The 12,752-nt window shown below is 47.4% G+C and carries 11 protein-coding genes and 1 pseudogene; 5 read left to right on the top strand and 7 right to left on the bottom strand.

The genetic code is table 11. The annotated features are described in order from the left end of the window. Window positions 1–14: 14 nt before the first annotated feature. From AC1TPC_RS01680 to AC1TPC_RS01700, 5 genes and pseudogenes are all read right to left on the bottom strand, one after another. Entirely contained in the window at window positions 15–1,001 is a 987-nt protein-coding gene (locus AC1TPC_RS01680; protein WP_482065133.1) for an S-layer homology domain-containing protein, read from the bottom strand. A 311-nt stretch (window positions 1,002–1,312) separates the two neighbouring features. Beyond that, window positions 1,313–2,557, bottom strand: a complete 1,245-nt coding sequence (locus tag AC1TPC_RS01685; protein WP_482065134.1) for an MFS transporter — start codon at window positions 2,555–2,557, stop codon at window positions 1,313–1,315. Window positions 2,558–3,164: 607 nt separating this feature from the next. Beyond that, a pseudogene (locus AC1TPC_RS01690) lies at window positions 3,165–3,944 on the bottom strand (DUF2087 domain-containing protein); the annotation flags it as partial. Window positions 3,945–4,075: 131 nt separating this feature from the next. Beyond that, window positions 4,076–5,305 (bottom strand): MFS transporter, encoded by a 1,230-nt coding sequence (locus tag AC1TPC_RS01695; RefSeq protein ID WP_482065135.1) that lies wholly within the window; start codon window positions 5,303–5,305, stop codon window positions 4,076–4,078. Between the two features lie 65 nt (window positions 5,306–5,370). Continuing rightward, entirely contained in the window at window positions 5,371–6,474 is a 1,104-nt protein-coding gene (locus AC1TPC_RS01700; RefSeq protein ID WP_482065136.1) for a lactonase family protein, read from the bottom strand. Window positions 6,475–6,639: 165 nt separating this feature from the next. Here AC1TPC_RS01700 and AC1TPC_RS01705 point away from each other — a divergent pair, with 165 nt between their 5' ends. The 5 genes from AC1TPC_RS01705 to AC1TPC_RS01725 all read left to right on the top strand — a co-directional run bounded on the left by AC1TPC_RS01705 (window position 6,640) and on the right by AC1TPC_RS01725 (window position 10,675). Further along, the gene (locus AC1TPC_RS01705; protein ID WP_482065137.1) at window positions 6,640–7,002 is read left to right on the top strand and encodes a LytTR family transcriptional regulator DNA-binding domain-containing protein; all 363 of its coding nucleotides are present in this window, start codon (window positions 6,640–6,642) and stop codon (window positions 7,000–7,002) included. 149 nt (window positions 7,003–7,151) lie between these two features. After that, the gene (locus AC1TPC_RS01710) at window positions 7,152–8,150 is read left to right on the top strand and encodes an aldose epimerase family protein (protein ID WP_482065138.1); all 999 of its coding nucleotides are present in this window, start codon (window positions 7,152–7,154) and stop codon (window positions 8,148–8,150) included. 151 nt (window positions 8,151–8,301) lie between these two features. Beyond that, complete coding sequence (locus tag AC1TPC_RS01715; protein WP_482065139.1) at window positions 8,302–8,790, top strand: hypothetical protein; 489 nt, start codon at window positions 8,302–8,304, stop codon at window positions 8,788–8,790. Next, window positions 8,787–9,476, top strand: coding sequence for an AIM24 family protein (locus AC1TPC_RS01720; protein ID WP_482065140.1), 690 nt, complete (start codon window positions 8,787–8,789; stop codon window positions 9,474–9,476). The genes AC1TPC_RS01715 and AC1TPC_RS01720 overlap by 4 nt, the downstream gene beginning before the upstream one ends. Before the next feature lie 362 nt (window positions 9,477–9,838). After that, window positions 9,839–10,675, top strand: coding sequence for a LysM peptidoglycan-binding domain-containing protein (locus AC1TPC_RS01725; RefSeq protein ID WP_482065141.1), 837 nt, complete (start codon window positions 9,839–9,841; stop codon window positions 10,673–10,675). A gap of 403 nt (window positions 10,676–11,078) precedes the next feature. On the opposite strand, the gene AC1TPC_RS01730 is transcribed toward AC1TPC_RS01725, so the two are convergent. Both AC1TPC_RS01730 and AC1TPC_RS01735 read right to left on the bottom strand, forming a co-directional pair. Continuing rightward, complete coding sequence (locus AC1TPC_RS01730) at window positions 11,079–11,843, bottom strand: response regulator transcription factor (protein WP_482065142.1); 765 nt, start codon at window positions 11,841–11,843, stop codon at window positions 11,079–11,081. Window positions 11,844–11,921: 78 nt separating this feature from the next. Next, the gene (locus AC1TPC_RS01735) at window positions 11,922–12,752 is read right to left on the bottom strand and encodes a carbohydrate ABC transporter permease (protein WP_482065143.1); all 831 of its coding nucleotides are present in this window, start codon (window positions 12,750–12,752) and stop codon (window positions 11,922–11,924) included.

Genomic DNA, 12,752 nt, shown 5'->3' on the forward strand with positions numbered 1-12,752 from the left:
ATTTTTCAACAGATTTAACCTCCAATTTTAATTGAAACACCCATCTCATCACTACCTTTATACACTATGAAAATTTTTCCGTCGTAAGTTGTTTGTATATTACTTCCTTCATCTGTGGATTTTAATTTTTCTACTTTAATATAATTACTATATGCCTTTTCAAAACTACTAGGATAATAGAATTTTAATATATCCTTTACTAAATTTCTAACTTCAGGTGAAGAAATGTATGTGTTAAGTGATATTCTCTTATATTCTTCAACATATTCAATTAAAACAGTGTTATCTGAAAATACATCTGTCCCTTTTAAATTAATAAGTAGCGCTTGTTTCCTACCGAATGTTGTATTCCCCTTAAAACTAGGCAACGACTGAATCAACGCATTCAACTGCTCCTTCGTTTTTGGATAAGCTGTCACTTGCGCGAGAGGATTCTTCGCCGTCAACGTATTCGCAATCATCACCACAGCCTCCGCGCGGGTAGCATTCTTCTCCCCGCCCATCGTTCCATCCGGATAACCCTTCATAATCTCCAGCTTCTTAGCGACTGCCAAATAACCCGACTTTACTCCCTCTGCATCCTTACCAAGCGCACGAATCGTCATGCGAGCGATCTCCTCACGCGTAATCGGAAGATTAGGCTCAAACGTATTCTCTTTATAATCGCCAACCTTAATAATCGATAGCTTCAATCCAGAAGCGATGTAAGAACGAAACCAGCCGGCATCATCCGCAAATGGCGTATCCGTGTCTTCTGCTTTGATTTTCAATGCGGCTATAAGCGATTTTAAAAATTCAGCCCGCGTTATGTTTGAATCTGGTTTAAAGGTTTTGGCATCATAACCATTGATCCAGCCCTGAGCAACTGCTGTATCAATCTCCTTTTTCGCCCAATGGGTCTTCGTATCTATAAAAGCCGCTGCTGCAGCTGCTGCCTGCACGCTCATCAGCAATGTCACCAGTAAAGTTATCACTAGTATGACTCGTCCTATTTTTTGCATATTCAACCACTCCCATTTATATTGTTGACAGCTCTTAAAATACACATTTTTTTACAGCACAACATACCATTTCTTTCCGCCTATCCCTTTTCCCTTCTTTTTTCCTCCCTTCCATCACCAGCTTTTGTCATTTTTCGACAGTCTCGCTTCTCCACCCTCAGCAGGCCCCTCTCCCAGAGACACTACCGACGCAGCACAAAAAAGCACGCCCCTCCCCCATCCGAGGGTGTAAGCGTGCTTCGCCATACGTCATATTCATTAAAATAGATGTTACTTCACAGAGGCAGAATCTGTCAATATCCTCCAATAGACTAATTGGTAGATTGAGCGACAAGCGGCTTATGCTTGAACAACGGGATTAGCAGCAGCATGCCCAAGAACATAATCGAACCTGCTACGATGTAGATGCCGACTAACGGGAATACCACCTTCAGCTGTCCGGAAACGAGCGTCATAATGACCATCATTCCCATAAACATCGGGGTAAGCACGCCATTAACTCGACCCGTATAGGATTCCTCCGACCACTGCAAAATCATCGTGCTAATACCGATTTGAATCATCGGGAAGCCTAGTCCGCTAATAAACTGCAGTACCAGTGTAATTGGAACACTCGTCGATAATCCAGTGCCGATCATGCACAGCGAGCTAAGTACAAGGCCGAGTGCAAGCAGCTTTTGCGGCGCAATCTTTTTGGCAACGACCATGACCGCTCCGCCGCCAACTAGCATTGCAATTCCGTTGACCATCAACATATATTGCAAAAATTCTTTCGGCTGACCCAGTCGTTCAAGCACGATGAACAAGCCAAGCGTTTGGGCAATACCGACCGCCGTCCCAGCCAGAGCGAACGTTCCGCCCAGCGCCTTCAATACCGGACTGCGCCATACATAGTTAAATCCATCCTTAAGCTCCTGCCAAAATTGTCGGTTTGCAACTATTTCGCTTTTCTCTACCTCACGGTCGCGAGGGATACGGAACAAGACGACAGCCGACAATAGAAAGGCAACGCCCATGACGCCGATCGAAATTTCAATGCCGAATTTTTGATAGGACATTACGCCGAGCGACGGCCCGAGTACCATGAAGATCGCAATAAGCGATTGGAACATCGCCATTGCAGATTGCACCTGCTCCGCCGGAATATGCTGCTTAAACAGCTTCATGGCCGATGGCTGCGAGAACTGCGATAATATCGCGGACACGAATGTAGCTAAATAGACCATATGCCATGATCCATATAGAAGCGTAATCAGCACGATAAATACGGATAAGGCGGATAGGAAATCACACCAAATCATCGTTAGACGCGGTTTCCAACGGTCAGCAAACGTTCCGCCAATAAACGAGAATACGAAAATCGGCAAAAATTCCACAAACCCCATCAAACTAATCGCGAACGGATCTTCGTTCGTCTTATCTGTTACATACATCAAAATCGCAAAGTTGCGTACCCAAATCCCGATTTGCAGCAATACATTTGACAGCAAAATCGTTTGAAAAAACTTGTTGCGGAGCAAGCTATCTCCCGCTCCAGCTACCACTTTAGCAGACATACTCTTCCACACTCTCCCTCTTCAAAAATGTTTCTTAACCGTTGCCTTTATCGGCAAGGCCATGGTAGCCTTTTTCCCCGAAGGGCTGCAGCTTCTCTACCCACTGCTCCTTCAAATCTCCCACTCCCCGATTATATTGACGAACCAAATCAACGGGCTGACGGCCTACTGGGTCCAAAACGTCTTTATAATCATAACGAATCTTTTGCTCAAGTTTAACGGTCTCTAGTATGAGAAAAGAAAAATTTTCGCCGCCAAATTGCTTCCATTCCTTCTGAAGCTCACGATTCGGATGTGTATCCATATTAAGAACAAATTGTTCTTTTCCCCATAGCGCATCTAAATTAGTGGAGCCTCCCACATAGATTTTGCCATTGGCATTATTTTTTATCTGAAATACACCCATTGTCCGTTCGCGTTCCTGGTAATCAGCCGTCAGTTGCTTACGCCTTGCCTTATCCATTTTTGTTTCAACCTCCCGTACTTCCTCCTGCTTCTGCTCCTGCTTCTGCTCTTCCTTCGCCGCCTTTTTCTTCCCAGCCTTCCCTTGCTTGCCTGCCGAGGCTGCCTTCGGTACCGCCTGCTCCTGCTGCACTCCGCCTGCGTCCTTGATCCAATAAGTGCTGCCATCGTCCTTGCGGTCCAAGTAACCATATTCAATCAAGTAGCGGCGAAGCGTCGCGTAATCCTCTTCCCAGAAGGTGCTGAGCCGCGCATTCACTTCCTTCTCCGTATATCGGACCCCTCTCTCGAAATATGAAGCAATATGGCGCAGCAGCACAACTTTGCGCTTCTCCTTGCGCGGGAATGATTCCAGCGGGCCTTCCGGTCCATTCGGCAAATATTGCTTCAATAGCTCGTCATACTCAACCTCGGTAATCGCATATCGCTCATCCACCTGCTTCGCCGTGCGGTGCACGGGCACGAAGCGCGGCGCTGCAACGGCGCCTTCCTCCATCATTTCCATAATGGCGAGCAGCAGCTTCGCCTGCTTCGCCTTCTCCTTCAGCACGAACCGATGGTTTCGAATCGTCGAGGCGCTGCCCGCGCCCGTACGGCTCATCATCTCGGTGTCGGACAAATGATCGGCAAACCCGCGGATGAGCTCTTTTTGCAAATCGGTTAAACCCGTCTGCTTCTTATCGAGCTCAAGCAAATAATCAAGCATGGAGCCATGCTCCTGCTTCACATGAAGCGCTGCATATTTGCGAGCCTCATACGAGCGTCCAGCTTGTGCGTCATGAAATATTTCGCCATCCTCGAAGCGCTCACCGCATATGAGGCAATAATAAAAGCCTTCCGCTTCCTCAAACACATAACCCTGTTTCAACTCTTCTATCGTCGATACCCAAAACCGTTCTTCATGATCCATATGCAAACACCTCATTATTCCGTTTGTTAAATTTATAGACATTATATAATTTTGTTTGGTTTATTTCAATATATTAAATTTGCAAACAAAAAAAAGCCGCCCAAAGGAATACTCCTTCAAGCAGCTGTTATTCATTACAATCCACATTACAGAGCTTCTTTCCGGTCCTTTGGCAGCTTAATGGCTAACAGCCCAATCAGCGGCAAAGCGCTGCATGCTAACATAATAAAGCTGAGTGAGCGCGAATCTGCCAAATAGCCGAGAACAACAGCGCCAAGTCCGCCCATACCGAACGCAAGACCAGTGATAAGGCCCGAAGCGGTGCCAACCTTGCCTGGCATAAGCTCCTGCGCATATACGACGCTGACCGAAAAGCCGGTTTGTAAAATAAAGCCTAGCACGACGATCAACGGGTACACCCAGGCCAACGGCAAATGCGGAAGGAGAAGCGCGAACGGCGCTGCTCCGAGAATCGAAATCAGCATCATTTTTTTGCGTCCGATCCGATCCGCCAGTATGCCTCCTAAGAAAGTCCCTGCCACGCCGGCTGCCAAAAATAAAAATAGCGGAACCTGCGCTTGCTTAATCGTCAAATGATAAGTCTCTACTAGGTAAAACTGATAAAAGTTTCCGATAGCGGCAGCATACCAGGAACGAGCAAAAACGATTGCAAACAAGATGGCGAGCGCGAATGCTACGACCTTGGGCGCAAGCGCCGCCTTTACTTTGCCGGCAGCCTTACGCTGCTGCATTTTCCCATCATGTACGGCTAGCTGCGTCTTATACCAAGGAACTACCTTCATTAAAATAATAATGGCCGTAACAGCAAGCAAAGTGCCCCAAATCGCACCCTTCTGCCCAAATGGCAAAAAGATCAGCATCGTCATTAGTGGTCCAAGCATATGGCCAAAGTTGCCGCCAACCTGATAGATCGACTGGGAGAAGGCTCGGCGGTTTCCGGCAGCCAAATGCACGACGCGAGAGCCCTCCGGATGGAACACGGCCGAACCAAGTCCTACGAACACAACCGCAAGCAGCACCATGTAGAAATTGGGGGCAAAAGCCAGGCCTATCATTCCCAGCATGCTGGAGAACATTCCGACCGGGAGCATCCAAGGCGCAGGCCTTTTGTCCGAAATCAAGCCGACTACGGGCTGCATGACGGAGGAGGTCATATTGAGCGTAAAAGCGATCCAGCCGATTTGCGCTAAACTAAGGCTCAACGATTGTTCAAGAACCGGAAACAAGGCAGACACGACCGATTGCATCATGTCATTCATGAGATGCACCGAACTGATGCATATTAATATGGCATATACGGTAGCGGATTTTATTGCCGTTTTATTTGTGCCTGTCGTCGCAAGTGGCGCTGACATAATAAATAGGACCTGCCTTTCCTAACGAAAACATCTTATTTCCGTTGCCTTGTCAAAGTGATTGCTCATGATTTAGAAGAAAATTTAATACATACGGGGCTTGTTAATTGTAGGGACGAATCTGTTTTTGAAAGCAGACCGCTCTCCTCATCTACCGTAAATACGACAACATTGCCCGTCTTCTGATGTGCGACAAGCAAATGACCGCCATCCGGCGAAATGGCAAAATTGCGCGGTGAATCGCCTCCGCAATCGATATGCTGGATCAGCGCGAGCTCCCCGCTGCCTTGATCGACAGCAAATACGGCTATGCTGTTGTGCCCGCGGTTAGTGCTGTACAAATAACGCCCAGACAAGCCCAAATGAATATCTGCGGCATCGTTATAGCCATCAAAGTCAGACGGCAGCGCAGAAATCGTTTGGCCTGCCTTTAAGACGCCGCACTCTTTATCGACCTTAAGCACCGTAATGGTGGAATCCAGCTCATTCATCACGTAACCTGCCTGCAATGCCGGATGGAAAATCAGATGACGCGGTCCAGCGCCGCGATGAACCTTGCTGATCCCATGGTGAGCAAGCATGCGCCGCTCATTATCGTAGCGATAAATCACGACTGCATCGATCCCTAAATCAACTGCGCATACAAAGGGCGAACCATCAAGCGGCACGATGCAATGCGCGTGCGGAGCATCCTGTCTCGCTGCGTTTGGCCCAAGCTCGCCAGTATGCTGCTGAACGGAAGCAGCCGCTTCCAGCTCGCCGCCTGCCGCAATTGGCAATAAGGCAACGTTACCGCCCGTATAATTGGCAGCGAACAGCGCCTTTCCTTCCTCATCCGTGCTTATATAGCAAGGGTGCGCGCCATGCGTTAGAAAGCGATTGCTTGTTTTGCTTAGCAGGCCTGTCGATTCATCGATTTCAAACGAAGCGGCCGAGCCTCCGATTTCGTCTCCCGTTGCTCCCGTCTCGCTTGCCGCATACAAACGGCTGCTGCTAGGATGAAGCGTTAAGTAAGAAGCGTTCTCCAGCCCGTTAACTTGCTGTATAACTTCCAACGCGCCTGTCTTGTTATTGAACTTGCATACGTGAATAGTCGACTCTTCCGCGGTTCCATACGAACCTATGTAAAGAGTCCCGCTTGATGTTGGTTGTCCATTTTGGTTTGTCATTTGCACTCAACCTCTCTGTCTTTTTGGCATTACAGTGACCATAGCACATGCCGCTCCAGCAAACAATGTCTTTTTTTTATAAAAGACTTCACAAAATTCATTGTAACATGTTACAATGTAAGCGCTAACAATCAGTGGTTCACATTTCTAAAGGGGGAAAATGAGATGATGAATGAAGTACTGAGCGGACGGAATGTCTATGAGGATTTCGAGCTTGAGTCGGATGTGCTTTACTTCAAGCTTGGCATGCAAGGGCTCGTAAGCTTCCACGGCAGAAACTATAATATAAAGAAGCGTATGACTGCCGAGCAGATTGACCAGTTAACTCATGAAAGCAGCTTCTACCCGGTCAATTCCAATTGCTACATTAATATCGGCAAAATCAAGACGATCGAAGGCGGCACCATCCACTTCGATTCTGAGATCGCCGATTCGAAGCAAGTTTCGGTTAATCGCCGCAAGCAGTTTGTCATTCAGCAGCTGTTCTCGCAGCGCGCTTCGAGCAACGATTTGCGCATTACGCCGTAGTACACAAACAACCGCCATATTCCCGCATCTTGGGAAGTATGGCGGTTGTTTGTTTGTCCCCGTCCTGCTATTCTTAGTTTGAATATGATTTTCAAACGAATACAACGACGAATAAAGTTTTTCTTCAAAAACTTTTTAGGAGGATTTTCATGTCTACGCAAGGACAAGCATTCGAGCAATTATTTAATGACGAGCAGGCTGTTTGGCTGCAATGGGGAGCTTATGAAGCGGCTGTATTGCCGGCAGTTGGAGCTAATCTCATCGCATTTCGCGATAAAGAAAACAACTTTACCTTTTTGCGTGAGCCTTCAATAGAGGAAATGGACAGCTTCAGAGCAAACCCGGGCATTCATGGCATTCCTGTTCTGTTCCCTCCTAACCGCTATGAGGATGGCACCTTTACTTGGAACGGCAGAACCTATACCTTTCCTGTCAACGAAGCGAAAACCGGCAACCACCTGCACGGGTTTTTCCATACAGCTGCATGGAGCGTAGAGGATTTTGGCACAAACAAAACAGAATGCTACGTATCGCTCAAAATTACCATTGACGAGAGCCACCCGATTTATACGTATTTGCCGCATCGCTTCACCTTGAAGCTTCGCTATTCGTTGAACGAAACAGGACTTCTCCAGCATGTATCGGTACATAATGAAGGAACGGATGCGATGCCATGCTTGATCGCTTTCCACACGGCGATCAATGCGCCGTTCGATCCGGGCAGTACATCTGATGATTATCGCTTCACCCTCACGATCGGCAAGCGCTGGGAGCTTAATGAGCGGATGCTGCCGACTGGCAATTACCAACCGCTTTCTGCTAAAGAAGAAGAGATGAAGACGACAGGCCTCTCGCCTTTCTGGGAGTCGATGGACAACCATTACACAACCGAGCCGCAAAACGGCCGCAACACGATGGAGCTTACCGATACACGCAGCGGCGTTACGCTCGTTTACGATGTCGGAACGGCCTACAAGCAGTGGATGATCTGGAACAACAATGCTACGCCTGGCTTCTTCTGTCCGGAGCCGCAGCTTAATCTGGTCAATGCGCCTAACGTCAACCTTCCAGCCGAGCAAATCGGACTTGTGTCACTTGAGCCCGGCGGCATATGGGAAGAAACGAGCCGCTTATACGTTAAAAAATAGGAAATGCTTTAAGGATAGCAGCGAATTCGCTGGTATCCTTTTTTTTCGGTGATCTATAATCAGCCAAATATAGGACAAGAGTGACTATTGTCGAGAAAGACTGTAAAATGTAAGCATCAGCCCCTCTTATGTCGAAAACTGAAGGGAGAATATGATGCGACAGCCATCGATGAAATCACTCTCGCTTTTATGCTTCTTATCCTTTATTCTCATCGCTATTCCGCAGCCTGCCGCGCACGCTGGCTTCTTTGATACAATCAACGACATTTACAATACACCTAAGAAAATAGAAGAGCTTGAGCAAAAATATATCGAAGCGAAGGAAGCCCTTGCAGGTCAACAGCAGCAGCTCGAGGAGTCTGCCAAGGCAGCAGCGGAATATGCTTTAACGCAACAAAACCTGCTTAAGCAAAATGAGCAGATTCGCCAGCAAAATGAACAGCTTATCGCGCAAAATGCGAGCATGCAAGCAGAGATGGAGCGTATGAAGCAGGACCGTCACTCTGTGTTCAACAAGCTGATCAATACCATTGTCATTATTGTAGCCTTATTTATTTTTTATATCGCAGCGATACGCGTCTGGCGGTATATGGCATGGCGCAAGCATCGCGGCACCCGCGGAAGGGGAATTAGCGGATGAACATAACCGTCCCCGCCCAAACCGGGCATGTGCAGGTCAGCCTTGAAGGCGCGGACAAGCTCCATGTGCTCCATCCAAAATCAATAATTGCTTATCAGGGCGAGCCGTATCATCGGGAGGATCGCTTCATGGATTTGGCCGGAATGTATCGCAAGAAACGTTGGATTCGTTCCCAGATATCCGGTCCCTCCGAGTTCATCATCGGCTTGCCTGCCGGCTGCTCGCTTGAAACGATACAAATCGAAGCGAAAAGCGATTTGCTATTCGATTTTCGCCATGTCATCTTTTTCTCAGATGGCATGCAGCTGAAATCCGTTATTCAAAAGCTTAAAAACGCATGGATCACGAAAGAGTTTGTCCGTATGCGCTTCTCCGGTCCAGGCATGCTCGGCATCATAACAGCCGGGGACGTCAGGTCGATTCAGCTTCAGCCGGACTGCCCTCTGTACGTAGAGACAGGAGCGCTTGTTGCATACCCCGAGCATGCATCCATACAGCTGTCTGTCTACGGCAATAAGCTTGCAAGCCAGCATATGAATGTGCAGTGGGAAATTCGCGGCAGCGGCCCCGTGCTTATTCAAACGGGCTCGCGCGATGCGGAGCTTGAGGAGCAGCTGCAAAACGGCGGATTTATCAAAAGAATTTTGCGCGAGGTGCTGCCCTTTGGAGGCATCTATATCAAATAAAGAGAGGCCAGCCGACCGTCAGCAGACGGAAGACCAGCCTCTTTTTTATCTCCGCTCACCGTATAAATCATGGATAGCAAGGAGGCGGCGGTAGTTGACAGGGGGACAATAGATTAATTTTTTTCTCATAATCGCCTGCATCTCATCACTATAAAATTCACTATATTCACATTAAAGTGTATTGATAATGATAGTTTAATTGCACAATTTTAATATGAAGTATAAAGATATGAATACAAAAACATCGACTGACCAAAATCGTTGACCTGCGAACGCCCAATATTTACCGCTAAATATAAAACGCTTAAGCTATTAAAATGGTAAAGGTGGACACATTTGCTACTTTGAGAGGACGTTACTGCATGAATAAGAGAATAAAACAGCTCGTTTGCAGCACCGCTTTGTTAGCCCTCCTAACCGTTTCACCTGGAATTGGCTCCGCCGCTTCCTACACCGTACAAAAAAATGACACGCTATGGTTAATCGCGACGAAGAACAGCACGAGTGCTGAACAATTAAAAAAACTGAACGGACTTAAATCAGACTCGCTAGTAATTGGCCAGAAGCTCATCTTACCTGACCCGCAACAATTTACGACCACTGCCGTTCTTCCGAACGATTTGATGTGGAAGATCGCACAGCGGCACAATGTTCCACTCGATAAGCTGCTTGCGGCCAACCCGCAGACGAACCCAAACAATATTTGGGCTGGGCTTAGCATTCGAATTCCGAAAAAGCCCAGCCAATTCTTGAACGGTGTGTTCCCGCTCGCAAAAGGAACCTATACGCCATTCTCGAACAGCTACGCAGATGCTCGCTCTTGGTCGGATGCTGGCTCAAAGGTGCGCCCCCATGAAGGCGTTGACGTAATGGCTGCCAAAGGAACAGCTGCTTACAGCGCGATGGCTGGCACGATTGTCAAAGCAGGCTGGAATGACCTTGGCGGCTGGCGGCTTACGATTCGAGTCGACGATAACACCGATTTTTATTACGCGCACTTATCCAAATATGCTGCTGGCATCAAGGAAGGCGTCAAGGTCAAGGCTGGCCAGCTTATTGGCTATGTAGGCAGCAGCGGATACGGTCTCGTAGGAACGGAGGGCAAATTCGTTACCCACCTTCATTTCGGCATTTACAAGCGGACGCCGGACTATCGCGCCATTGATCCATACCTCTATCTCAAATGGTGGGCATTGTAGCATGCTATCTGCATACTTACATTGGCTATCCCAAAAGTAACAATCGTCATAACCTTGGTATCTAGTTCCATTCTTGATGAAAACGTGCTCAGTCAAACAAGTGGGGGGGTAAATGAGTAAGTGTCAGGGTGAGCATACGTTAGCGTCAAACTACACTGGATATAAAGAAAAGAGGCTGTCCCAAACCTTTATCATGGTTTCTTTCGTCCACCGTTGAAGCGTGGATCATAAGAAAGCTACGCCTCCAACTCCACTTTCAAGGTGTGGTTGGAGGCTTTTTCAATTCATATTTGAGACCGTCTTATCCGGTAATACGGTTTTGTGTCAGGGATTTTGAACTCATGAATTTGTGATGAGAGGACTGTAGTTCCGATGAGTGAATTTATCCGATTTTGCTACCCGCTTACCGGTGCTTGCCCTTGTAATCCTTAGGCGTCACTCCCACCATTTTTTTAAACAGCTTATTGAAATAAACCGGATCGCTGTAGCCGACCAGCTGCGAAATTTCGTAGTTTTTCAAATTCGGATGATCGGTCAAAAACTGTTTCGCCTTCTCAATCCGAATGTCGATCAAACAGTCAGTCAGCGTTATACCCGTTTCCTGCTTAAACAGTCGGCTCAAATAATTGGCGCTCATCCCTACCGTTTCCGCCATTCGCTCCATTTCGAAGTTTTTGCCGTACTCCTCCTCCAAAATGGCCTTCATCTGCTCGATAACATGATGTTCTTTTTCCTTCGTAATGGTTTCCTGCGACAGGTCAATTGCACCCGCCGCCGCTGAAGCAGATTCCTGCTCGCTGCGCTCCAGCTTGATCTTAACCAGCAGGTCATATAAATTCGCCTTGTCGATCGGCTTAAGCAAATAATCGCGCACGCCTTGGCGCAGCGCCTTCCGCGCGTATTCGAATTCGCTAAAGCCGCTCAGAACGATGGTCGCAATGGTTCTGCCGCGCAAATGCTCGATGAGCTTCAGCCCATCCATCATTGGCATTTTGATATCGGTTATAAGCACATCCAGCTCGCCTTCCCCCAGCTTTGAAATATGCGACCACGCATCCATTCCGTTGCTGTATGAGCCGATGACTTTAATGTCCAAATCCATTTTCGTTAATATCTTTTCGAGCCCTAACCGTATAAACTCCTCATCATCTGCTATCATGATGTTCATTCCTGCTCGCTCCTTCCGCATATCCCTCCTAGTTTGCGCTAAAATCGGCACCTCCGCAACGTGAAACAAGCGGGCGGCTTATTTCACCGCACCGCTTGTCACACCCGCGAAAATGTACTTTTGCAAGAAAATATAAAGAATGGCAGTTGGAATCATAATAATGAGAATCGCTGAAGATATCATTTGCCAATCGCCGCTATTGACCCCGAAGAAGCGCATAAGCGACGTAGATACAACGACATGCTCAGCCCTCGGCAAATAGAGCAGCGGGATAAACATATCATTGTAGATGCTGATCGTTTTCAAAATAATGATGGTTGCCGTCGCTGGCGCCAGCAGCGGGAAAATGATGGAGCGGAAAATTCGGATAAGCGAAGCTCCCTCCAGCATGGCGCTTTCATCCAGCTCGTTTGGGATATTCCGAATGAATTGCAGATAGATGTAGATTTGCAAAATATCCGCGCCTACATAAATGAGCACAGGGCCCAATAAATTGTTCGTCAAGCCAAGCGCCTGAATCGTTTTGTAGTTGACGACCTGCGTTGTAATGGCCGGGATGATCGTCGCAAACAAGAACAAGCCGACAATCGGTCCCTTGAATTTGAAATCAAAGCGTCCAACCGCGTAACAAAACGCCGATCCGATCAAAATATTCAAAATAAGCGTTATCGCAATGATGAACAAGGTATTGCCAAACGCGTTGATCATATCGGCTTGCTTGAACGCTTGACCGAAGTTTTTGAAATAGAGGAAGCTGTCAGGCAATGAGATGGTTGATTTGCCATGAAATTCATCCTTCGTCTTGAAGGCATTCACAACGATAATATACGGCGGGAACAATATCGCAAATGCAACCAATATGAGGCTGATATATTTGATCGTGTCCCAAAGCTTATTGGATTTATTCAT

Source organism: Paenibacillus sp. Y280, assembly GCF_056786335.1.